Source organism: Klebsiella sp. Shm-1, from assembly GCF_040804525.1.
Classification (GTDB): Bacteria; Pseudomonadota; Gammaproteobacteria; order Enterobacterales; family Enterobacteriaceae; genus Klebsiella; species Klebsiella pneumoniae.
On sequence record NZ_CP161823.1, the window covers coordinates 2,874,969 to 2,898,302 of the forward strand.

Annotated in this window: 21 protein-coding genes and 1 pseudogene; 7 read left to right on the top strand and 15 right to left on the bottom strand. The window is 56.4% G+C overall.

Annotation, left to right across the window (positions count from 1 at the left end; translation table 11 throughout):
- Positions 1-152 precede the first annotated feature (152 nt).
- Positions 153-719 (top strand): DJ-1/PfpI family protein, encoded by a 567-nt coding sequence (locus tag AB1E37_RS14120; RefSeq protein ID WP_004190556.1) that lies wholly within the window; start codon positions 153-155, stop codon positions 717-719.
- Positions 720-905: 186 nt separating this feature from the next.
- On the opposite strand, the gene AB1E37_RS14125 is transcribed toward AB1E37_RS14120, so the two are convergent.
- Together AB1E37_RS14125 and AB1E37_RS14130 are read right to left on the bottom strand one after the other, a co-directional pair.
- Positions 906-2,438 carry an HD domain-containing protein gene (locus AB1E37_RS14125; protein ID WP_004224331.1) on the bottom strand — a complete coding sequence of 511 codons (1,533 nt, stop codon included), beginning with the start codon at positions 2,436-2,438 and terminating at the stop codon, positions 906-908.
- Between the two features lie 216 nt (positions 2,439-2,654).
- Positions 2,655-3,416 carry an SDR family NAD(P)-dependent oxidoreductase gene (locus AB1E37_RS14130; protein ID WP_004224329.1) on the bottom strand — a complete coding sequence of 254 codons (762 nt, stop codon included), beginning with the start codon at positions 3,414-3,416 and terminating at the stop codon, positions 2,655-2,657.
- A 108-nt stretch (positions 3,417-3,524) separates the two neighbouring features.
- On the opposite strand from AB1E37_RS14130, the gene AB1E37_RS14135 reads away from it, so the two are divergent.
- Together AB1E37_RS14135 and AB1E37_RS14140 are read left to right on the top strand one after the other, a co-directional pair.
- Entirely contained in the window at positions 3,525-4,439 is a 915-nt protein-coding gene (locus AB1E37_RS14135) for a LysR family transcriptional regulator (protein ID WP_004176438.1), read from the top strand.
- A 300-nt stretch (positions 4,440-4,739) separates the two neighbouring features.
- Positions 4,740-4,928, top strand: coding sequence for a hypothetical protein (locus tag AB1E37_RS14140; RefSeq protein ID WP_004176439.1), 189 nt, complete (start codon positions 4,740-4,742; stop codon positions 4,926-4,928).
- A 70-nt stretch (positions 4,929-4,998) separates the two neighbouring features.
- Here the strand turns inward: AB1E37_RS14140 and AB1E37_RS14145 are convergent.
- The 4 genes and pseudogenes from AB1E37_RS14145 to AB1E37_RS14160 all read right to left on the bottom strand — a co-directional run.
- Positions 4,999-5,244, bottom strand: a pseudogene (locus tag AB1E37_RS14145) (ATP-binding protein); the annotation flags it as partial.
- 230 nt (positions 5,245-5,474) lie between these two features.
- Positions 5,475-6,344, bottom strand: coding sequence for an aldo/keto reductase (locus AB1E37_RS14150; RefSeq protein WP_004152141.1), 870 nt, complete (start codon positions 6,342-6,344; stop codon positions 5,475-5,477).
- Between the two features lie 78 nt (positions 6,345-6,422).
- Positions 6,423-7,625 (bottom strand): MFS transporter, encoded by a 1,203-nt coding sequence (locus tag AB1E37_RS14155; RefSeq protein ID WP_004224321.1) that lies wholly within the window; start codon positions 7,623-7,625, stop codon positions 6,423-6,425.
- A gap of 72 nt (positions 7,626-7,697) precedes the next feature.
- Positions 7,698-8,834, bottom strand: coding sequence for an alpha/beta hydrolase (locus AB1E37_RS14160; protein WP_004224319.1), 1,137 nt, complete (start codon positions 8,832-8,834; stop codon positions 7,698-7,700).
- A gap of 172 nt (positions 8,835-9,006) precedes the next feature.
- Between AB1E37_RS14160 and AB1E37_RS14165 the strand changes: the two genes are divergently transcribed.
- A complete protein-coding gene (locus AB1E37_RS14165; protein WP_004152138.1) occupies positions 9,007-9,891 on the top strand; it encodes a LysR family transcriptional regulator in 885 nt (294 codons plus the stop codon).
- A 90-nt stretch (positions 9,892-9,981) separates the two neighbouring features.
- On the opposite strand, the gene AB1E37_RS14170 is transcribed toward AB1E37_RS14165, so the two are convergent.
- The 3 genes from AB1E37_RS14170 to AB1E37_RS14180 all read right to left on the bottom strand — a co-directional run bounded on the left by AB1E37_RS14170 (position 9,982) and on the right by AB1E37_RS14180 (position 13,137).
- A complete protein-coding gene (locus AB1E37_RS14170) occupies positions 9,982-10,995 on the bottom strand; it encodes a hypothetical protein (RefSeq protein WP_032438529.1) in 1,014 nt (337 codons plus the stop codon).
- Between the two features lie 412 nt (positions 10,996-11,407).
- On the bottom strand, positions 11,408-13,024 hold the full coding sequence (locus tag AB1E37_RS14175; RefSeq protein ID WP_004176446.1) for an ABC transporter substrate-binding protein: 1,617 nt from the start codon (positions 13,022-13,024) through the stop codon (positions 11,408-11,410).
- The gene (locus AB1E37_RS14180; protein WP_004148146.1) at positions 13,021-13,137 is read right to left on the bottom strand and encodes a hypothetical protein; all 117 of its coding nucleotides are present in this window, start codon (positions 13,135-13,137) and stop codon (positions 13,021-13,023) included. The genes AB1E37_RS14175 and AB1E37_RS14180 overlap by 4 nt, the downstream gene beginning before the upstream one ends.
- Positions 13,138-13,209: 72 nt before the next feature.
- Here AB1E37_RS14180 and mpaA point away from each other — a divergent pair, with 72 nt between their 5' ends.
- Complete coding sequence (gene mpaA, locus AB1E37_RS14185) at positions 13,210-13,917, top strand: murein tripeptide amidase MpaA (protein WP_004152134.1); 708 nt, start codon at positions 13,210-13,212, stop codon at positions 13,915-13,917.
- Here mpaA and ycjG read toward each other — a convergent pair.
- Positions 13,914-14,879 (bottom strand): L-Ala-D/L-Glu epimerase, encoded by a 966-nt coding sequence (ycjG, locus tag AB1E37_RS14190; protein WP_004176448.1) that lies wholly within the window; start codon positions 14,877-14,879, stop codon positions 13,914-13,916. The genes mpaA and ycjG overlap by 4 nt on opposite strands.
- Positions 14,880-14,981: 102 nt before the next feature.
- On the opposite strand from ycjG, the gene tpx reads away from it, so the two are divergent.
- Positions 14,982-15,488 carry a thiol peroxidase gene (gene tpx / locus AB1E37_RS14195; protein ID WP_004152131.1) on the top strand — a complete coding sequence of 169 codons (507 nt, stop codon included), beginning with the start codon at positions 14,982-14,984 and terminating at the stop codon, positions 15,486-15,488.
- A gap of 70 nt (positions 15,489-15,558) precedes the next feature.
- On the opposite strand, the gene AB1E37_RS14200 is transcribed toward tpx, so the two are convergent.
- From AB1E37_RS14200 to AB1E37_RS14210, 3 genes are all read right to left on the bottom strand, one after another.
- Complete coding sequence (locus tag AB1E37_RS14200; protein ID WP_004176450.1) at positions 15,559-16,611, bottom strand: AbrB family transcriptional regulator; 1,053 nt, start codon at positions 16,609-16,611, stop codon at positions 15,559-15,561.
- A gap of 101 nt (positions 16,612-16,712) precedes the next feature.
- Positions 16,713-18,254 carry a transcriptional regulator TyrR gene (tyrR, locus tag AB1E37_RS14205; RefSeq protein ID WP_002901979.1) on the bottom strand — a complete coding sequence of 514 codons (1,542 nt, stop codon included), beginning with the start codon at positions 18,252-18,254 and terminating at the stop codon, positions 16,713-16,715.
- 172 nt (positions 18,255-18,426) lie between these two features.
- Positions 18,427-19,740 carry a 6-phospho-beta-glucosidase gene (locus AB1E37_RS14210; protein ID WP_023327986.1) on the bottom strand — a complete coding sequence of 438 codons (1,314 nt, stop codon included), beginning with the start codon at positions 19,738-19,740 and terminating at the stop codon, positions 18,427-18,429.
- Positions 19,741-19,898: 158 nt separating this feature from the next.
- Between AB1E37_RS14210 and AB1E37_RS14215 the strand changes: the two genes are divergently transcribed.
- Positions 19,899-20,753, top strand: a complete 855-nt coding sequence (locus AB1E37_RS14215; protein ID WP_032447970.1) for a LysR substrate-binding domain-containing protein — start codon at positions 19,899-19,901, stop codon at positions 20,751-20,753.
- Positions 20,754-20,842: 89 nt separating this feature from the next.
- Here AB1E37_RS14215 and AB1E37_RS14220 read toward each other — a convergent pair whose 3' ends face one another.
- Positions 20,843-21,904, bottom strand: a complete 1,062-nt coding sequence (locus AB1E37_RS14220) for a TIGR01620 family protein (RefSeq protein WP_014907753.1) — start codon at positions 21,902-21,904, stop codon at positions 20,843-20,845.
- The gene (locus AB1E37_RS14225; RefSeq protein WP_002901917.1) at positions 21,901-23,298 is read right to left on the bottom strand and encodes a YcjX family protein; all 1,398 of its coding nucleotides are present in this window, start codon (positions 23,296-23,298) and stop codon (positions 21,901-21,903) included. The genes AB1E37_RS14220 and AB1E37_RS14225 overlap by 4 nt, the downstream gene beginning before the upstream one ends.
- Positions 23,299-23,334 lie beyond the last annotated feature (36 nt).

Genomic DNA, 23,334 nt, shown 5'->3' on the forward strand with positions numbered 1-23,334 from the left:
AGCGCGATGTCGAACAAAGTTGTCGTTAGCAAAAAAACATGAGCCCGGTTACAAGACGCACACGACACCGTCGTCGGCATCCTGAACGGTTCGCATTCTGCAAGTCGCCAGGCTATATCTAAGACACCTTTCGCCCACAACGAGACACAAAGATGAGCAAGAAAATCCTAATGCTGGTCGGCGATTATGCCGAAGATTACGAAACGATGGTTCCTTTTCAGGCACTGCAGATGATTGGCCACCAGGTCGATGCCGTCTGCCCGGATAAAGCCGCTGGCGACTATGTCATGACCGCAATCCATGACTTTGACGGCGCCCAGACTTATAGCGAAAAGCCGGGCCATCGCTTCACGCTGAACGCTGACTTCGCCGCAGTAAAGGCCGAGAACTACGATGCGCTAGTGATCCCCGGCGGCCGGGCGCCGGAGTATCTGCGCCTGAACGAGGAGGTTATTAAACTGGTACAGGCATTCGACGCCGCGCGTAAACCTATCGCCGCCGTCTGCCACGGCCCGCAGCTGCTGGCCGCCGCCGGTATTCTGCAGGGACGGACCTGCAGCGCCTATCCCGCCTGCGCTCCGGAAGTGCGCCTGAGCGGTGGGCACTATGCGGATATTGGTATCGACCAGGCGCATGTGGACGGTAACCTGGTTACCGCCCCCGCCTGGCCTGCTCATCCACAGTGGCTGGCGAAATTCGCCGCCCTGCTGGCGGAATAAACATACTGAGCCGGTGTTTTTGTTGAGCCACCCGCTCCCCTGCGGGAATCTATGCCTCAGCGCGGTGTTTACGCGCTGTTGTATGTTATGCCGATGGCGGGGATGCGCCACGATTTACCGCTTATCTTCAGGGGCCGGTTAAAAAACCAGCCCCTGAAAGATTTATCGCTGCCCTGACGGGCATCATCAATTCAGCAACGCGATCTGCTTGACCACTATTTCATTGATTTTATAGATTATTTCAGGAGTTACGCGTTCTTTGATATCGCGGTCAACAAATACCCGAATGCAATATTTGATGATTTGATACTGATTTAACTTATCACCACATTCAATTAACGGTTTTATTTCGTAGCGGTTCTTAAGATCTTTCACCAAAAGCTTAACTTCGGTTTTATCCAGGTCTTTAAAGGCGCAGTCGGAGACAATATCAACGGCAAATTCATGTGGTTTGAAATGAGGCTGTAATACAGAAGTCAATAACCCGGTGAGTTGACTCTTCCACGCCTTATTTTCCTTGTCAGCGATGTTAGCTTTATACACAGAGTGTTTGGCCTCATAGACCTTCGACCATGGGTGTCGGTTAATAATGTCATCAAGTATTTTTTTATTAACCGCCTCGGTATCGCTGATATCTATCCATTCACCAACCTTGTCATTCAAAAAATAATCATCACTGCACGCCAGATAAAAATCCTTCAGCGCGTCGATGAAGCTTTCATCGCTATGGTCAACGATACGGTCGGTAACGTCAGCGATAATGACATTTTGTGGATCCTTGCTTTGCATAATCTCACATAATGTGCTCAACATCGTCGCAAAGGCGCGGTTTGTTTTATGGTAATATACCTGCGAAAAAAGGCTGGAGCGCGCCCCAATAAACTCAGCGATCGAATCAATCCCACTCTCTTTGTAAGCAAGGTACAATTTTCCCTGTTCCTCGACCGGGACAATTGACATAAACAAGCGATTGTAATCGTAGATGCCACACTTGACGCCGGAGAAATAGCCATCTCTGAGCAAGTAATCCATCCGGTCGGCATCGATCGGACAGGAAGAGATGATCGAGGTCATTAACGGCAGGATATCTGTTGCCTTTCCATTAATTTCCTCAATGATCTGTTGGTCACCGTATCTTTTTTCGATGATTTTTAACACATTTTCGATATTTATTTCGTCATCGACCTTACCTTGTTTTCTCAGATCATGATAAATCATCAGGCTGAACAACAGCGAAAGCTGTTCATGTTCAACTTTCTGTTCTGGCTTGCTTAATACATCAATGATTGAATGGTAGGCTGTGGGGAGAACATCGGAGAATTCGTGCTTACCAGGCATAAAACTCTCAAACTGGTGGGATACCGGCCCGTGCCCGATGTCATGCATCAGGGCAGCGAGTCTCAACTCCTGAATGTTGTGTTTTGGTATCTGATCGATATGACCAAACACATGGCCATCATCATATTTCTTTTGATACCGTATCGCATTCAGGCGTAAATTATTGAGTATTTCACTTGATAAATGCAGCACCCCGAGAGAGTGTTCGAAGCGGCTGTGCACCGCAGAGGGAAACACCTTATATAAAAAAGAGTTCTGTTTAATGTTGCGTAAGCGCTGGAACAGGGGGTGATTGATAAAGGCAATCTCGAGTGTCGTCAAACGAATAGTGCCGTGAATGGGATCAAGGATCTTACTGGTCAATTCATTTTCAAAATCCATATCTTAAATCCTTTCATACGTGCATTAAATATATTTAGCATATTGACTGTTTATTCAACAATAATCTTGCGCATTCAGGCAATAAGGTCAATCACTAATATTTAACGAGCAATGCGGCAGATCTTTATTTCCTTATCTCTGCACAGGGTCGCGCTATATCGGCATCCACTGACATATCGATTGACTACGGATGAAAACAGCCCCGGTTTTCTTCGCTCAGATGCGCATTCCACCGGACACTTCAATGCGCTGGGCATTCACCCAGCGATGATCATCGGATAACAGCGAGGCGATCATCGGCCCGATATCCTCTGGCAGGCCAGGTCGGCCCAGCGCCGTCATATTCGCCACCGCCTGAGCGACCTGCGGGTTATCCCGCACCACCCCGCCGCTGAAATCGGTGGCGATGGCGCCGGGCGCCACGCAGTTCACCGTGATCCCGCGACTGCCCAGCTCAAACGCCATATAGCGAGTCAGGGTTTCCACCGCGGATTTCATGATCGCATAGGGCGCCCGGTTCGCCATCACGATGCGGGTGAGGCCGGACGAGACATTCACTATTCGCCCGCCATCGGCCAGCAGCGGCAATAGTTTTTGGCTGAGGAAAAAAACGCTCTTCACGTGGATGCGATACAGCGCATCGAATTCCGCTTCCGTGGCGTTAAGAAATCCCATGCCGCTGGCGTTGCCGGCATTATTGACCAGATAATCAAATTTATCGGCGCCCACCTCCGTCAGCGCGCCCTGAAAAGCGCTAACAAATGCGTCAAAGGTATCGATTTCGCCGGCGCTGAAAGGCAACGCGATCGCCCGGGCGCCCAGTGCTTCAACCCGTGTAACCACCTCGTTCGCCTCGGCAAGACGCGTTTTGTAGGTCAGTACTACATTTACGCCGCGCTGTGCCAGCGCTTCGACGGTCGCGCGTCCCAGGCCGCGGCTGCCGCCTGTCACCAGGGCGATTTTTGCGCTATTGTTCATGTTTTCTCCTTTTCTCTCTGCTGAAAACATGAGCGATTATAAGCCCCTGAATGCCGACGATAAGACCGCGTTGGGCGACAGGATAGTTTTGCCTGCTGGAACAATGTCATGGATAAACTGGATACTCTGACCTTGTTTGTGCGCATCGTCGAACGGGGCTCATTCAGTGCCGCCGCCGCGGATCTGGGGGTTTCCCGGCCAGTAGCGACCGCGGCTATTAAAGCGTTGGAGGTCAGTCTCGGGGCGCGGCTGCTACATCGTACCACCCGGCACGTACGGCCGACGGCAGAAGGCTCGCTGTATTATCAGCGCTGCGTGTCCATTCTGGCGGCCCTTGAGGAAGCCAACCGCAGCGCCGGGGGGAGCATCTCCGGCACCATTCGGGTAGACGTGGCGGGCAACCTGGCGCGGACCCTGCTTCTGCCCGCGCTGCCGCAGTTTCTCGCCCGCTACCCGGACATTACGCTGCAGATCGGGGAAAGCGAGCGTGACGTCGATCTGGTTCGCGAGGGAGTCGACTGCGTCATTCGCGGCGGCCATCTCCCCGACAGCGAGATGATCTGCCGGCCGCTCGCCGGGTTGCAGGAGATCACCTGCGCCAGCCCGACCTATCTCGCCCGGTACGGCACCCCGCATACGATTGAAGGACTGACGGGCCACGTGATGATCGGGTTTGTTTCATCGCGCACGCAACGTACCTTGCCGCTGAGCTTTACCCAGGATGGCCGTCAGAGCGAGGTCAGTTTGCCCTGTCGGCTGCTGACTTCCGATGCCGACGTCGGCGCCGAAGCGGCAAGGCTTGGCTTTGGCCTGTATCAGGCGCCCTTGCCCCGCCTTGAGGCCGATCTGGCGTCGGGCGCGTTAACGGAAGTGCTGGCCGATTTTCGTCCTGCGCCGCTGCCGCTCTCCCTGCTCTATCCCAGTAATCGGCAGCTCTCTGCCCGGGTACAGGTATTTATCGACTGGGTGACGGCGCTGATGAAGCCTCCCCTGGCGCAGCAGGCATCCGGAAGGCTAAAATAACGTTTGCTATTATTCACGGCACGTGCGTTAATCGTTGAGTCGATTTACCAGACAAAAAGTTATTATCTGAGTACGTGTTCTCATCTCCAGGCGTTATCCCTGATACCACCTTCCTTTGAGCAGTCCCGTTAGTAGTTTGCTTTTTCTGTAAACAGGCCCTGTCAGATCCTTGTCGGCTCCTTAAAAAGTCCGCCATCTGACACAAAACCCGGCTTACCACCAACTAAAATCAGCCGCGTTAATTTTCCTGAAACGACCATTGTCTTTTCAACAGAACATCACCCATACAAGGTTTACATTATGATCGAACATATCCATTTTAGATGCCCATGCTGCCATGGCTCCCAGTACAGAACGTCCCAGTTTGACGTCACTGAAAAAAACCCTTTTGGTGCGAAATGCATTTTCTGCAAATCAGCCATGATGACATTAGATACCATCCGTCCTCATCACCTTGGCGTGCACTCCGCTGCCCAGGCACAGCAATAAGATGATGAAGCCGGTGAACGCGGGTGGGGAAATTCCCCCGGTGATTCACCCGGGGGCAACGTCTGTTCCCTCACCCGCAGCGATCGTCGGTGGCATGGCTTAGGCGGGTATCAGGCAACGCTTCTATCAGGGTAGTCACATTCTCCCCGGCGCCAGTTTCCACATTAAAATAGTCCACCGCACGCAGAATAAGCCGCAAGCCTCTGCCGCCTTCCGCTAACGGATCGACCTCAAAGTGCTCATCGTTACGCGCCAGCGCCAGGCGTTCGGCAGGAAAGATCTCTCCCGCATCGATAAAGCGCAGTGTCACGCGGTCATTGGCAGCGAAAATTTCCCGGGAGACTGCCGCTTTAAAGGCCACTGCGACGGAAGCATCCAACCGACATGTCACCGGCCAGAGGATCAACTGTCACCAGTCAGCTGCCCGTGACGATCGACTACCGCATTGACAACCATCGCGGCAAACGCGTGGGCGCTAACCAGCATACTGAACCCGTCGCCGCAGCGCAGGCGAGGAGATGGATATCGAATCAGCCGATGCCGCAATCAGTCGTGGATTTTCACCCCCAGACATCCGCGAACGAACTCAGGGTTGAAGTGTTTTACCGCTTCGCCAACATAGCCTAAATCCAGGGCGCTGATTTGCGCCATTTCGTTATCTGTTAATACGAAATCCCAGATAGCAAAATTTTCTTCAATGCGCTCCTGGCGGGTGGATTTAGGGATCACCGTGACGCCACGCTGCACGTTCCACCGCAGAACAACCTGCGCAATGGTTTTCTGGTGCGCATCGGCGATCCCCCGAAGCAATGCATCTTGATACGGATTATGTCTGCCACCGCCTAACGGCGCCCACGCTTCAGGCTGAACGTGATAATGCTTCATGGCTTCCAGCGCCGCGGGCTGCGCGAAATAAGGATGCAGTTCAACCTGGTTCACCATTGGTTTAATTCTGACAGTTTCGCAGAAGTTAGCTAACACATGGGGGTAAAAATTGGAGACGCCGATCGCTTTCAGGGTACCGGCCTCATAGGCCTCTTCCAGCGCACGCCAGGCGCTGAAATAATCGCCCATCGCCTGATGTAGCAAATAAAGATCAAAGTATTCCAGGCCCGATTTTTTTAATGACGCGGCAATCCCGGCTTTCGCCATCCCGGTGTTGGCCATGTCCTGGACCCACAGTTTGGAGGTAATAAACAGCGCCTCGCGGGTACACAGACCTTCGGCGATGGCTTCGCGCACGGCCTCACCCACCGCATCTTCATTATCGTAGACGGCAGCGGTATCGATGAGGCGATAACCGGTGCGAATGGCGTTCAACACCGCCTGCTTACACTCCGCTTTATCGGTCACCTTGAAAACGCCGAAACCCAGCATCGGCATTTTGCGAGCGTTACTTAATACTGAATATTCCACGGTGAAGCTCCCCTCTTGTTAAAACACCATGGTAAGACAGGAACGCGGTCACGATTAGCCTCTCATTCCTGATTTGACTTATGCATTCAATTCATTAATCGCAGTGCGCTGAGATGATCTGATTTTGACAGAGAGCAGAAAAGTCACCCCTGCCGCGCCCAGCAGTAACAGACCGCTCAGTGCAAAAGTGCTGTGCCATCCCAGACTATCAAACACCAGGCCGCCTACCGTTGACCCGAGGGCTATCGATAGCTGGATCACGGCGACCATCAGCCCGCCGCCCGTCTCCGCATCCTCGGGCAGCGTCCGCGCAATCCATGTCCACCAGCCGGTGGGCGCCGCCGTCGCCAGCAGGCCCCACAGGCTTAACAGTACGGCGACCGATCCCGTGTGGTGTCCGGCCAGCAGAAGCGTTCCGGCAATTGCGGCCATTAACAACGGGATAGCCACCAGCGTCGGATAAAATCGGGCATTCAGAACGGTCGTAATAAGCAGCGTGCCGATAAAACCGGCGATACCCATTGTCAGCAATATCAGGGACAGACCAGAAGGACTGACTTGGGTCACCGTCTCCAGAAACGGTCGCACATAGGTAAATAAGGTAAACTGTCCCATAAAGAACAGTCCGCAGGCCAGCAATCCCAGGGATAGCGTAGAAAGACGGAACAGACGCAGCACCGATCCCTGCCGCTGTGGTGCGCGCGGACTTTTCATCGACGGCAGGCTAATGCATTGCCAGACGAAGGCCAGCACCGCCAGCGGGACAAGACATAAAAAGGCGCCGCGCCAGCCGACGGTGGCCCCCAGGTAGCTGCCCAGCGGCGCTGCCACAACGGTGGCCAGCGCGTTGCCGCCGTTAAAGATGGCCAGTGCGCGGGGGACCTGGCGTTGCGGCACCAGCCGAATGGCCGTTGCCGCCGACATCGACCAGAAGCCGCCGATGACGATCCCAATGAGCGCTCTGCCCAGCATATAAACCGGGAAACTGGACTCCAGGGCAATAATCACCCCAGAGGCTGCCATCAACGCCGTGAGCCCCAGCAGCAGCCATTTACGGTCCAGCGATCCGGTAAGACGGGATATCGTCAGGCTGGTCAGTACCGCCAGCGCGCCAGAAAGCGCAATGCCCTGACCGGCTAATCCCTCGGTAATGTGTAAATCACCCGCGATGGGTGTCAACAGACTGACCGGCATAAATTCTGAGGCAATGAGCACAAATACGCAGAGCGTCATCGCCAGGACGCCGCTCCAGTGTGCCCGGGTATGACCTAATGCAGACATTATTTCTCTCCGACAAGACAAAGCCGCCCGCAGGCGCGTGGCGGCTTTGGGGATGTCTCCGGCACAGGAGATCTATTTCAGGTTGGTTTTAAAAAATTGCGCGAACGTCGCAAAGGGAATTTTGCCCGCGACGTTGTCATAGAGATCGACGTGGTTTGCGCCTGGGACAATCACCAGCGCTTTCTCTTTACTGCCGATGGCCTTAAAGGCATCTTCGGCAAAATAGCATGAATGGGCTTTTTCGCCGGTCACGATAAGCGTCGGAATAGTCACTTCGCTGGCGTAACTCAGCAGCGGCATATTCATAAACGACAGCGGCATCGTCGCATTCCAGGCCCCGGTTGAATTAACCGAACGCGGATGGAAACCACGCGGCATACGGTAATAATCGAAGAACTCTTTCAGGACCGGGTTGGGGTTGGCGGGCAAGGTTTCCGGCAAAATACGATCGGCAGCGCTGACGTTGCCCTTATCATCAACATAAATGTCATGCCCACCGGGGACGAAGGTGCCGTTTGCCGCATCTTTCCAGCGCTGCACGTTCAGATAGCGCAGTACGGCGCGACGATCGGCAGTGGTATAGCGGTCTTTGCCATCGCCCACTCCATGCCCCATCGCGCGGCTCATGTCATACATTACACTGGTCGCCACCGCTTTGACGCGTGTATCCATCGCCGCGTCGTTCAGGGCCATACCGCCCCAGCCACAAATGCCGAGCAAACCGATACGGTTGCGATCCACCTCTTTTTGCAGGCCCAGAAAGTCCACCGCGGCACTAAAATCCTCGGTATTGATATCCGGTGAGGCCACGTTGCGTGGGTAGCCACCGCTTTCGCCCGTATACGATGGGTCAAACGCCAGGGTGACAAACCCCTGTTCGGCCAGCGTCTGGGCATACAGGCCGCTGGACTGCTCTTTTACCGCGCCGAAGGGACCGCTCACGGCAATAGCTGCCAGTTTGCGTTCACCGCGATCCTTCGGCAGGTAGAGATCGCCAACTAAGGTTATCCCGTAGCGGTTCTGGAAGGTCACCTTACGGTGATCCACTTTCGAACTCTCAGCAAAAGTTTTGTCCCATTTTTCAATCATTGAAACAGGCGCATTCGGGTTAGTTGTCTCAGCAGAGCTCATCGTTGTGACTCCAGTTAATGAGGCGCAAAGCAGCATGGCGGGTATCGCGGCTGTCAGTTTTTTGGTGAAAACCGTCATCAAAATTCCCCTAAATAAACGTGATCAATGCAAGTCTTCAGTAGACAACGCTGCTGTGCTTTGTTGTCGTGCGCTTAGTGTAGCCAGCAGTAATGGTTCTGATTAGAGGCTGAAAAATGCTAAAATTAATACCATATTGTTCTAAATGGCATCTGGGTGACGAGGCAGGATAATGGCGAAACGGGAAAACTATAATGACCTTTATCTGTTTATGCAGGTGGTGCGGGAAGGCAGTTTTACCGCCGCAGCGCAACGACTTGGCCTGGCGCAGTCCGGGGTAAGCCGTGCGGTTCGTGAACTTGAAGAACGCCTGGGCGTTCAGCTTCTGGTGCGTACCACCCGCCGGTTGTCGCTCACTCAGGCAGGTGAGCAGCTCTATCACAACGTCGAATCCGGTTTCGACGCCTTAGATATGGGGCTCGCCACGCTGGCCCACTATCGTCAGACGCCCTCCGGTACGGTACGCATCAATGCCAGCCAGCATGCCATTGATAAAGTCCTGCTGCCGAAGCTGGCAGTATTTAAACAACGCTATCCCGATATCAGACTGGAACTGATCAGCGAAAGCCGGTTTGTCGATATTATTGCGCAGCGATTCGATGCGGGCGTGCGTCTGGGCCCGGAAGTCGGGAGTGGCATGATTGCGGTACGCATTTCGCCCGATATGGAGATGGCGGTGGTGGGTACACCGGAACATTTTCGCCGCTACGGCTTTCCACAAACGCCCGCCGATTTAGTCGCCCACCCCTGCATCGCTTATCAGTTCGGCGACGGCAGCCTTTACGCCTGGGAACTTAATGTGGATGGCAAAAAAATCACCCACCCACCTCAGGGACAGTGGGCTTTCGCCGATAGCTATATGGAGGCCAAAGCGGCGAGGCTCGGTCTGGGGCTGGCCTATGTCCCGGAAGAGCTGATTACCGACGATCTAGCCCAGGGCACACTTATCCGGGTGCTCCAGCGTTATAGCCAGCGTCTGGAAGGTTCATTTCTCTATTACCCGCACCGCAATGTGTCACCCGCGCTGAGAGCGGTCATTGATACATTGCGAATGTAGCTGAGGTTGCCTGGATCGTGTTTTGAACTATGGCAAGAGGTACCCCTATCCGCACTAAATCAAGACTCAATATTCGCAACCTTACGTGAGTCAGCCTCCCTTTGGAACCTGCTTTTTTAATATATCGTTAGCATTTTCAATGGGAAAAAGGATATATCCTTCGTTTTTTTTACATTTTACAACTTCCACATTAATATTATTTCCTCTAATATAGATAACACGGTAACTATCAGATGTTTCAGCGAGATACCTCGCATCTTTCCCTAACTCTGGAATCGTCCAGTACTTATTATTGCATCGAAAAGAGCTTCTGGTATCATAAGAATAAACCTTTTTGGTCACAGCATTAAATAACCAACCTGCGCTACCCAAATAAGAAATATAACTAATGCTAAAAAAAACGCAAGATAAACAAAATATCGAATAATGGATCATCGGAGGCACTTTAATTTTTCTTGTCCGGAATAAATCTGTTGTACCTTCTAAAATCATACACCCCACGTGGGAAGTAATCAAAAAAAATGGAATGGCAAACAAAATCGAGAATGACCAACTAATATAAGGAACTTTAGCGATATCAACATCAAAAAACTCTTTAACAAAACCATTTGCAATCATCTTAGAAAAAAACAATATAATCGAGAACACAATAAAAAGGATTTTATTTATTATTTTGACTATCTTTTCTTTTACTCTTGACATACACAAAAAATAATAATTAACAAGCAAGAAAGTAAAATAGCCTGTTGAAATGGCTAAGAGAGCAAGACCATAATTCAAATCACTCCCTGAAAATACTATCGAGCCTGAAACAAAAAAAACCAAGATTAGTACCATCGAGTCTGTAATAATTCTTTTTAGTTTACCTCTTCGTCTGGGAAAGACACCTTTTATTTTCTTTTTCTCCTTAGTTGCAAAGGTCGAAACAGAGTAGAAACTTATAATATATGTGGAAATTGATAACATACCAGTAAATGTTATGATGATGAATAGATCAGTTTCCGGATGCTTCCTGGCATAGATCAAACTAAACAGGATGGCCAGCAATAGATTAAAACCAATCACTAATAGCATAGGTATTGAGCGAAGTATATTTGCCATCATTAATTTCCTTCTTTAACAAATAATATTGCAGACAGTTATAACAGAAATAGTTTCCTCTCGTCTATTCTATGGTGCTACCTAACATACCGGACATATGAAATCAATGTACATTGTTAGTAATTCAGGATTACAGAAAACTGGTATTTTCACTTAAGTCGATCTTCGGTGCGACCAGTTACTGAACATATAATATGCAAAGAACAGCTTTTTTATATATCTCGAACATGAAATATTATTTATTTCTGGTTCATCATTATAGGAAAGACGATATTAATTTTTAAGATCTGGCATAGATTAAAGCACCAAATTCTCAATTGGCTAATTTACTTATTAATAAATAACTGGCGCGGCAAGACGCGCCAGCTCGGGGATCAGCGATGGTTGCCTGACATTATCAGGCAACCAGTACCGGTTAGTGCTTCACGATATACATGGTACGGCTGTAGGCCACATCTTCCGGGTTGGTGATCGGGTAGCCTTTCAGCCACGGCTTAATCAATCGGCCGTTAGTGTACTGGTAGATCGGCGCGATCGGCGCTTTGACCATAATGATCTTTTCCGCCGCGTTGTAATCGTCGTTACGCGCTTTGGCCGAATTCTCTACCGCCGCCTGGGCGAGGATTTTGTCGTACGCCGGATCGTTAAAGCGCGAGATATTTCCGCTGTGGGTGGAGGTCAGCAGCGACAGGAAGGTGGACGGCTCGTTGTAGTCCCCTACCCACGAAGCGCGGATCACGTCGAAATTGCCGGTGTTACGGCTGTCGATATAGGTTTTCCACTCCTGGTTCTGCAGCTTCACTTCCACGCCGAGGTTTTTCTTCCACATCGACGCCACCGCGATGGCAATCTTCTGGTGGTTCTCAGAGGTGTTATACAGCAGCGTCAGCTTCAGCGGACGATTCGGGCCATAGCCAGCGGCAGCCAGCAGCGCTTTCGCCTGGGCATTAAGCTCAGCCTGACTCATGCTCTCAAACTGTGACGGCTGGGGGGTGAAGCCCGCCGTCACGTCCGGCGTGAAGCGCCAGGCCGGTTTTTCCCCGGTCCCCAGTACTTTCTCCGCCATCACCCGGCGATCGATGGTCATGCTCAGCGCCAGCCGTACCCGCTCATCCGCCGTCGGCCCCTTTTGGGTATTGAAAGCGTAATAGTAGGTACCCAGCTGCGGCGGGGTATACACCTGCCCCGGAATATCCTTCAGCAGTTTCTGGTACATATTTTTCGGGAAAGACTCGGTGATATCGATATCCCCTGCAAGATAGCGCTTGGTGGCGGCGGACTCCTGGTTAATCGGCACAAAGGTGACCTGCTGGATCACCGTTTTGGCGTTATCCCAGTAGTGCGTGTTCGGCACCACCACCAGCTTCTCATTGACCACGCGGTCTTTCAGAACATAGGCGCCGTTGCCCACCAGGCTGCCGGGTCGCGTCCAGTTCGCCCCGCTGTCGACATTCGCCTTTTGCACCGGATAGAAGGCAAAGCTGGCGGTCAGGTTGCTGAACCACGGCAGTGGTTTATCCAGCTGCACCCGCAGGGTGTGGGCGTCGACGGCGGTGACTCCCAGGGTCTCCGGCGCGGCTTTGCCGTCAATAATGTTCTGCGCGTTAGCGATCCCCGCCAGCGCCGCGAACCAGGCAAACGGCGAAGTGGTTTTCGGATCCACCAGACGCTGCCAGCTATAGACGAAATCTTCGGCGGTAACCGGCGTGCCGTCGGACCAGCGGGCGTTATCACGCAGGGTAAAGGTCCAGACGCGGTTATCGTTGCTCTGCCAGCGGGTCGCTACGCCTGGAACCAGGTTGCCTTTCGCATCCTGATTGACTAAACCTTCAAACAGATCGCGGATCACCTGGATTTCCGGCAGGCCCACCGCTTTGGCGGGATCTAACGAGGCGGGTTCATCTTTGATATGGCGCACTAACAGCTGTTTTTCCGCCAGTACCGTGCCCGGCGGTACGTCAGCCGCCCAGGCCAGAGAAGATACGCTGGCTAACCACAGCGCGCCGCATGTCAAAGCGACAGGATACTTCATAAGATCCCCTTTAAAATGAAAAAAATACCGCCAACAGAGCGATAATTATTTGTTTCATCACCTGAAATTGCAAACGACATATGATAGAAAATTGATGTGCCGTCGGATTTCACGCCTCAGGGAATGGGTTTGATCCCGATACGCTTTTCGCCAACACTAAATAATAACGACACACAGGAAGCCCTATGTCTATTTCACGTCCTCGCCCGCAGCGCGGCGACTTTCCGCCGGGAACCCGGCAGTATGGCAGCTCGGAACTGGGCGCGCCGCTGCTGTGGTTTCCTGCGCCGCAGGCCGACAGCCGTAGCGGGCTGATTATTGCCGGTACCCACGGTGATGAGAATTCGTCGATTGTGACCCTCTCCTGCGCCCTGCGCACCCTGAAACCCGAGCTGCGCCGCCACCACGTGGTGCTGACGGTCAATCCTGACGGCTGTCAGCTCGGGCTGCGCGCCAATGCCCGCGGCGTTGACCTCAACCGTAACTTTCCAGCAGCCAACTGGAAGCAAGGGGAAACGGTTTACCGCTGGAATAGCGCGGCGGCGGAGCGCGACGTGGTGCTGTTGACCGGCGAGCAGCCGGGTTCGGAACGGGAGACCGAGGCCCTGTGTCAGTTGATCCATCAGATTCATCCGGCGTGGGTGGTCTCCTTTCACGATCCGCTGGCCTGCATCGAAGATCCGGGCCACAGCCCGCTGGGTCGCTGGCTGGCCGACGCCTTCTCCCTGCCGCTGGTGGGCAGCGTGGGCTACGACACGCCGGGCTCCTTTGGCAGCTGGTGCGCCGATATCGGACTCCCCTGCATCACCGCCGAGTTTCCGCCGGTCTCCGCAGACGAGGCAACGGAGCGTTACCTGCCGGCGATGACCGATCTGCTGCGCTGGCAGGCTTAAAGATGAAGCACGCCGGTGCTGAACCGCAGCGCCGGCTCAACGTCCACCGCCAGCCATGTCGGGCCGTCGAGGTCAGCGAAGCGCGCCAGCGGCGCCAGAGGGAGCGCGGCGGCGATCCCGCGCGAGGTGCAGAGCATACAGCCCAGCATCCGTTCAAATCCCTGCCGTTCCGCCTCCCCGGCCAGAGCCAGCGCTTCGGTCAGGCCGCCCGTTTTATCCAGTTTGATATTGACCATCTCATAGCGCCCGCGCAGCCGCGGCAGGCTCTCCCGGGTGTGGCAGCTCTCGTCGGCGCAAATCGGCAGCGGATGAACGAAGTTTTCCAGCGCCGAGTCGTCGTCGGCGGGGAGCGGCTGCTCAAGCATCGCCACACCGAGGTCCGCCAGCAGCTGACAGCGCGCCGCCAGCCCCTCGCTGTGCCAGGACTCATTGGCGTCAACAATCAGCGTAGCCTCCGGCGCCGCCTGGCGGATAGCGATTAGCCGCTCGCTGATCAGTCGATCGTCGAGCTTCACCTTCAACAGCTGGGCCCCTGCCTGCCACAGCGCCGCGGCGCTGGCCGCCATCTGATCCGGCGTGCCAATGACCACCGTCTGGGCGGTAATCACCCGGTTAGGCAACGCCACGCCCAACAGCTGGGCCAAGGTTTTGCCTTCGCGCCGGGCCTGCAGATCCCATAGCGCGCAGTCAATGGCATTGCGGGCGGCGCCTGCCGGCAGCAGCCGCTGCAGCTGTTCGCGGGTAAGCCCCGCCTCCAGTTGCTCGCCGATCGCCATCACCTGGGCCATGACCGAGGCGATGCTCTCGCCATAGCGGGGATAGGGTGTGCATTCGCCTACCCCTTTCACGCCGTCCTCTTCCAGTTCCACTACCACCACTTTTGCCTCGCTGCGGCTACCGCGGGCGATCACAAAAGGGGTATGGAGCGGCCAGGCTTCCTCATACACTCGCACGTTACGCATTCCCTTGTCCTCTCTGGTAAATGTTAAATAGGGTTTGCCGTGTAGCTGGCGGATGTCATACACTACTCGCGACGTTAACTATATGTAAACAGGAAGATAACCATGTCACAAACCGTGCATTTCCAGGGCAACCCCGTTTCTGTTCAGGGCACCATTCCGCAGGCAGGCGCTAAAGCGCAGCCGTTTACGCTGGTCGCCAAAGATCTCTCTGACGTCGCGCTGAGCCAGTACGCCGGCAAACGTAAAGTACTGAATATTTTCCCGAGCATTGATACCGGCGTGTGTGCCGCATCAGTGCGTAAATTCAACCAGCTGGCCGCTGAACTGGACAACACCGTAGTGCTGTGCATTTCCGCTGACCTGCCGTTCGCCCAGTCCCGCTTCTGCGGCGCGGAAGGCCTGAGCAACGTGGTCACCCTGTCCACGCTGCGCGGCGCGTCCTTCCTCGCTGACTACGGCGTCGCCATCGCCACCGGTCCGCTGGCTGGCCTGGCTGCCCGTGCGGTGGTCGTTATCGATGAAAACGATCAGGTCGTCTACAGCCAGCTGGTGAACGAAATCACCGAAGAGCCGGACTACGACGCCGCGCTGGCCGCCCTGAAAGCCTGATAACAGATTGCCCGGGCGCATCGCGCTCGCGGACATTCGATCTGCCCAGCCCCCGCTCTGCGGGGGCTTTTTATTGCCGCGGCGCATAGCGGGAGATAGCCCGCGCCATCGCCGGGCCGGTCAGCAAAATGGTAAACAGCCGCAGCGTCTGTAGCGCCATAATAAACGACATGTCCGCCCGGGTGCCGGCGGCGATAATCGCCACCGTGTCCAGCCCGCCGGGGCTGGTGGCCAGATAGGCGGTCATAAAGTCCATCTGCAGAATGTGGGTCAGGGCAAGGGCCATCAGGGCGCACATCAGGATCAGTCCGAGGATGGAGGCGATAATCTGCGGCAGCGTCTTGAGCGCCAGCAGAAAAATGGCTTTATTAAACTGGAGCCCCACCGTCCAGCCCAGCACCGCATAGGCCATCGCCAGCAGCCACTCCGGCAGCTCCAGCATCAGCCAGCCGCCGCCCTGGGCCAGCGCGCCAAGCAGCATCGGCAGCAGCATGGCCCCGGAGGGGATGCGCAGCCGCATGCCCAGCCAACAGGCCACCGCCGTCAGCAGCAGCGTGAAAGGGAAATTCAGGGTCAACGATGGAAACCAGACAATATCCTGAGTCATTTCCTGTGCTTCATTGCCCAGGGCATAGCGCACCACCAGCGCCGCCGCGCCGACGACAAACAGCACTCGCAGATACTGCATCAGCGCCACCAGCCGCACATCGGCCCCGTACTCCTGGGCCATCACCACCATTGCCGACGCGCCGCCGGGAGAGCTTCCCCAGGCGCCAGTGGCGCCCGGCAGCGCGCTGTAGCGGACCAGCAGCCAGCCGGTAAGGCCGCTTATCGCCAGGGTGGTCAACAGGATCGCCAGCACCAGCGCCCAGTTGTTGAACAGCACGCCAAAAACAGAGGGATTAATCGCCCGGGCGATCATGCAGCCGACAATGGCCTGCGCCGCCAGATAACAGGGGCGAGGGATGCTCAGCTTCACCCCGCGCAGGCTCAAAATGAGACCGGCGATCAGCGGCCCCAGCAGCAGCGCTGCCGGCAGGTGTATTCGTAACAGCAGCGAGGAAAAGAGAACAGAGAGCAGCAGCAATATCAGCCAGTGCCCGATCGCGCGACGCGACGCCAAGATGCACCACCCCGGAAAAAGGATTAAAAAACCAGTATATACAGGTTTGGCCCGCTTTGCAGGCCGGGATGCCGGCGACGTGAGTCGCCGGCCTGGCGGGATTATTCGTCGCCCTTTTTCTGACTCAGACCATATTCACGCAGCTTATTGGCGATGGCGGTATGCGACACCCCCAGCCGCTTCGCCAGCTTACGGGTGCTGGGGTAGCTGCGATAGAGCTGGGTCAGCACCGAGCGCTCAAAGCGGCGGGTGATATCGTCCAGCGACCCTTCCATGGCCTCCTCGCCCACCGGCAGCGAGGCGACGTCATGGTCCGGCAGCAGAATGTCCTGTGGACGCAGCTCAAATCCTTCCAGCTGGGTCAGTGCGCGATAGACGGCATTCTTCAGCTGGCGGACGTTGCCGGGCCAGCTGTAGCGGGTAAGCACCGTACTGAGATCGGCAGAGAGCTTCGGCCGCGGGATCCCCTGCTCGTCGGCAAAGCGGGCCACGAACAGCTCCGTCAGCGGCATGATGTCCTGCGGGCAATCGCGCAGCGGCGGCAGATACAGCGTCAGGACGTTGAGGCGATAGTAGAGATCTTCGCGGAAAAGCCCTTTCTGCACCAGCTCGATCAGGTTTTTCTGCGTCGCGCAGATCACCCGCACATCGACGTGCACTTCATGATCCTCGCCAACGCGGCGGAAGGTGCCGTCGTTGAGAAAGCGCAGCAGCTTGGTCTGCATGCGCGGCGACATCTCGCCAATTTCATCCAGCAGCACCGAGCCGCCGTTGGCCTGCTCGAAGAAGCCCTTCTTGCCCTGCAGCGCGTCGCCAAACAGCTCGCTCTCGACCGCGTCCTCGGGAATGGAGCCACAGTTGAGCGCCAGATAGGGTTTGCCCGCCCGCGGACTGGCCAGATGGCAGGCATGGGCCAGCAGATCTTTACCGGTGCCGGTGTCGCCGACAATCAGCAGCGGCGCGCTGAGCATCGCCAGCTTGCGCGCTTGCTCTACCACGTGGCGCATTTTCGGCCCCACCGCGAGGATCTGACTGAAGGCGCTGGTATCCTGGCTGGTCATGGTCTGCAGCTGGCGTCCCATGCGCACGGTTGAGCGCAACATCGCCACGGCGCCGGTCAGCACTCGCTCGTTATGCTCGCCTTCCAGATAGACCGGAGTCACTTCCAGCAGGTAGTTCTGCCCATTCACCACCACATGCTCCGCATGCGTCTCCTGCGGGCTGCTCTCCAGCCAGCGCTGAACGTTAAAATCGGCGATCAGCTGGGCCACCGGGTGGTTACGCAGCTTCGCCTGGCTTTGGCCAAACAGCAGACAGCTGGCGGGGTTCGCCAGTTCCACCCGACCTTTGGTATCCAGCGACAGCACCGGCTCCGGCATCGCTACCAGCAGCGCGCTGAGCGCCAGGTGTTCACGTTCAGACGGCATCCACGGCACGGTGCGCACGTCCGTCACGCCGGCGATACGGCGGATCTCAGCCATCAGGCTGCTGAACGTGGCGAATTCCAGTTCGGCGAAATTGAGGTAAATTCGGCCAATAGGGTCAATATCGATACCGCGCAGGTCAATACCGCGCAGCACCAGCAAATCGAGCAATTCACGAGTCAGACCGAGACGGTCTTCACAAAAGACTTCAAGACGCATGGGAGTGTTCACCCTAAAAGTGCCAATGACGGGAGAATAATAGGCCAGGAATAGGTTTTCGGGAAGCTAACTGTCAACAATTATTGACAGTGTGGCGGAAAAATGGGCGCTGTGGCGTAAAGTCAGACGGTCAGTGGTTAAATCACCGGCCAGGCGGCCGGTGAGTCTTGGGTCAGGCGTGGAAAGCAGGCAGCCACTGACGGTTCTCAGCGATCACCTCATCCAACGCCAGTTCGAGCTTCTCGCCGCTGACGATCAGCGGATTCAGCATCAGAGCACGCCATGCGGTGTGGCGGTTGCCGGTGAGCGCGGCCTCGATAGTCAGCCGTTCAAATGATTTCATCAGCTGCAGCAAACGCAGGGTATCTTCCGGGAACGGCGCCACATTGAGAGGTAGCGGACCAGAAGCGGTAATCAGCGAGCTGACCTCTACCGCGCAGTCATCCGGCAGGCCACTGATGGCGCCGTTATTACGCGTATTGACGTGCATGATAATCCGCTTGTCGTTGTAGATGGCATTCATCAGCTCGCAGGCCGCCTCGGAATAGTACTGGCCGCCGCGCCCTTCCAGCGCCTTCGGTTTGACTGCCAGGTGCGGGTCGCGGTACTGGTCAAACAAGATTTTTTCCAGCTGCTTAACCACTTCCCCGCGGGTTCCTTCGCCGCCCGCCTCCGCCAGCTCCTGGCGCAGCAGATCGTCTTTCATGTAGTAATAACGCAGATAGGCGCAGGGGATCATGCCTAAGCCCTGCAGCAGATGCGACGGCCAACGGAACGGCGGAATGTTGCGCGGCACCAGCGGATCCCGACCGGCGTTGATTTCGGCTATCACCTCCGGCAGCCATTCTTTACCTTTGTGCAGGATCTGGCGCACGAAGATAAAGTGGTTCAGGCCGGCGACCTGCATCACCACCTCTTTTTCGTCAGCGCATTGCAGCAGAGTGGTTATCCCTTTTTGCATAATCACCGGCACGTTACACAGGCCGACGGCTTTGATGCGGCTATGGCGCAGGATCGCTTCGGTCACCATCCCCGACGGGTTGGTAAAGTTCAGCAGCCAGGCGTCGGGACACAGTCGCTCCATATCGGCAGCGATCTCCAGGGCGATGGGAATGGTGCGACAGGCGTTGGCGAAGCCGCCGAGGCCATTGGTCTCCTGGCCGATCAAGCCATACTTGAGGGAGATACGTTCATCGCTGATCCGGGCGTCAAGGCAGCCGGCGCGAAACTGCGAGCAGACGAAATCGGCATCGTGCAGCGCGCTTTCCCGGTCAAGGGTGGCCACCACTTCAATAGTCAGCCCGGCTTTGGCGATCATTCGCCGCGCCAGTCCGGCGATAATCTCGACTTTCTCTTTGCCCTCTTCAATGTCCACCAGCCATAGCGAAGCGACCGGCATTTCGTGATAGCGGTTGAGCAAACCTTCAATCAGTTCCGGGGTGTAGCTGGAGCCACCGCCAATCACCACAATTTTGAGTCCTGACATGGTATACCTCGGTTTAGTTACGATATAACTATTTAAAACCGGCAAAACTGGCCTAACAAACGAATTAAATCGGCCTATGCATGAACTCAATTAATGCATAAGGGAGACAATCTGTGCTTGAGCAACAAAGCATCCTTGCGCTGCTGCAGACCTTTGAGGTGACCGCCCGCCACCTGAGCTTTACCCTTGCCGCGCATGAAATGAACCTTACCCAGGGAGCGGTCAGCCATCGGATCCGCAGGCTGGAGATGCACATCGGGTTTCGCCTGTTTATCCGCATGACGCGTAAACTGGCGCTGACAGAGGAAGGTAAGCGGCTGCTGGCGACGTTAAGCCATTCGCTGCGGGCGATTAACGATGAAATTGAGGATATTCGCGATCAGGATCTGCGCGGCACACTGCATATTGGTATTGCGCCGACGCTGGCCCATCTGTGGCTGATGCCGCGTCTGCCGCGCTTTCAGGCGCAATGGCCGGGACTGAATCTGCAGTTTCGCGTGCGCGCCGGGGTGATGGATTTTAACGAGGAGCGGGTGGATCTGGCAATTTACTACGGCGCCACGCGCTACCCCGATCTTTATCAACAGCGGCTGATGGCGGAAAGTTTGCTCCCGGTCTGCTCCCCGCGTTATCGCCAGCAGTATCGTCCGCTGAGCGGCGGCGACCCGGCGGCGCTCGTCTGGATCCATGCGTGCGAATCCACCGACGTACAGGATCAATTTGCGGAATGGCGCCTGTGGTGCCAGCACAACGGACAGGCGTTACCTTTTGACGGCCGGTATTACGCGGTGAATAACCACTCGCTGGCCATCGAGATGGCGCTCAATGGACTCGGCGTGGTGATGGGGCGTCAAACGCTGATCCAGCCGCTGCTCGACGCCGGCAGGCTGGTGGCCTTGTCTGAAAATGAAGCGCCCTCGCCCTTTGGCTATGACCTGATCTGTCCGCAGGAGAACCGTTCCCGCCCGCGCTTTCGCGCCTTCAGCGAGTGGCTGGCGGCGGAATGCGCCTAATCGAATATTGCCAGGGTGCGCGTGCCAGAGCTTGACGTCGTAGGCCGGGCAAGGCGAAGCCGCCGCCCGGCAATGTCTCTGAGCGGAGGTTACTTCTCCGGGCGGGTTTTGCTTTTCTGCAGGGTCTCTTTCAACTGCCCAATCAGCTCGCGACGAAAATCGCCGAGTCGCGGTTTATCATCGGCGATCCACGGCAGCGGGCGGCACAGCTCCATCGCCTTGATCCCGAGACGGGCGGTCAGCAGGCCGGCGCCAATGCCCTGCGCGGCGCGCGCCGACAGCCGGGCCGCCAGATCCTGCGACATCCAGTCCATCCCCACCTCGCGCACCAGTTCGCTGGCGCCAGCGAAAGCGATATTGAGCAACACCAGGCGAAACAGTCGCAGACGGCTGTAATACCCGAGCTCAATGCCGTACAACGTGGCGATTCGGTTGATCAGCCGCAGGTTCCGCCAGGCGATAAACGCCATATCCACCAGCGCCAGCGGGCTGACGGCAATCATCAGCGTCGACTCCGCCGCCGAACGGCTGATTTCCCGCCGCGCCTGGGCATCGAGCACCGGCTGCACCAGCTGCGCATAAAGGCTCACCACTTCGCGATCGCTTTGCGTTTCGTGGATCGCGGCATACCAGCGCTGCAGCGCCGGATGCGACTGATCCAGCCCGGCCTGCTGCGCCAGCTTCTCACAAAACGCTTTCGCTTTACCGACCGCGTGACTGTGCAGCATATCGCGCGCTTCATCGCGTTCGTGGGCGCGCTGGCGCAGTCGCCACAGACGGCGCCACTCGGTGGCTACAGATCCGACGCCGGCTCCGACGATCAGCGCCCCGGCGACGCAGCCGCCCAGCGCAATCCAGTCCTGGGTCTGCCAGGCGTTAGCCGTCCATTGCACGCCTTGCGCCACGACGCTGACGCCGAAGATCGCCAGTCCGGCGCTGACCATCCGCCGCCACAGGCTGCGTTTGGGTCGCAGGACCGACTCCACCACCGCTTCCGCCGCCCCCTCTTCCTCTTCGCCGGTCACCAGCCGCGCTGGCGCGAAGTTGTCCGCCTCCAGGGTGTCGAAGGCGCGAGCGCCTTTCAGCGGCGGAATTTTCTCCGCTTGCAGCGGCCCATCAAAATCAATCCGCGGTTTTAACGGTTCGCTCATCGCAGTTTATCTCCAATCAAAAATTCCAGCGCCGCGTCGAGACGAATGTGCGGCAAAGGCCGATCGACATCCATGACCTGCGGACGAAAGTTTTCAAACTGAAATCCCTGCTGCTGCCAGAAGGCCTGGCCCGGCAGGCGCGCCGGCACCTCTCCGGGATAGATGGTCAAAGGCTGGCCGTCGCTCAGGCGATTGCCGCGCAGGGCGGGAATTTTCTCGCCATTCACCTCAATCAGCCCGCTCTGGGTCGCCTGAATGGACGCCAGCCCCAGGCAATCCATACTGATCCCTTCAAAGGCGGCGTTCTGCCACGCGTCCTGAATCAGTTGCTGCAGGAGCGACACCATATTGCTGTGCTGATCGATCGTGACGTGATCGGCTTTGGTGGCGGCAAACAGCAGCTTGTCGATAACCGGCGAGAACAACCGGCGGAACAAGGTGCGCTGCCCGTAATGGAAACTTTGCATCAGCTGGGTCAATGCCAGACGCATATCGTTAAACGCCTGCGGCCCGCTGTTGAGCGGCTGCAGACAGTCCACCAGCACAATCTGCCGGTCGAAGCGCAGGAAGTGCTCTTTGTAGAACCCCTTCACCACCCTTTCGCAATAGTATTTGTAGCGTTCGCGCAGCATGCCGGCGTTGCTGTGTTTATCGGCCTGCGCCAGCTTGGCTTCGCCGACGGCGTCGACGTCGGGCCACGGGAAAAACTGCAGCGCCGGCGCGCCCGCCATTTCTCCGGGCAGGACAAAGCGCCCGGGTTGGATAAAGTGCAGCCCTTCGCGCTTACAGGCGTGGAGATAGTCCGTCCAGGCGGCAGCGATATCCGCCAGCCGAGCCTCGTCGGCAGGGGCCAGCGGATCCAGCCCGGCGCACAGCTGCCGCCAGCGGGCCGACCACTCCGCACGCTGTCCCTGCAGGAGCCCGGTCATCTGTCGCGACCAGCTCAGATAATCCTGCGCCAGCATCGGCAGGTCGAGCAGCCACTCGCCCGGATAGTCGACGATCTCCAGATACAGCGTGGAGGTATCTTTAAAATGGCGCAGCAGGGAGTCATTCGAACGGTAGCGCAGCGCGAGACGGATCTCGCTCACCCCGCGCGTCGGGGTTGGCCACATGGGGGGCTGGCCGTACAGCTGGGCCAGCCCTTCGTCGTAGGTGAATCGGGGAATGCCAAAGTCCCGCTGCGGCACGCGCTTGACGCCGAGCAGCCGCTCTTCGCGTGCGGCGCTCAGCAGCGGCAGGCGGGCGCCGGTGTGGATATTCAACAGCTGGTTGACCAGCGCGGTGATAAACGCCGTTTTACCGCTCCGGCTCAGGCCGGTCACCGCCAGACGTAAATGCCGGTCAACCCCGCGGTTGACCAGCGCATTCAATTCAGTTTTCAGTCGCTTCATCGCCAGTCCGTTATGCCCTGAAGGTATGTCTCGTCA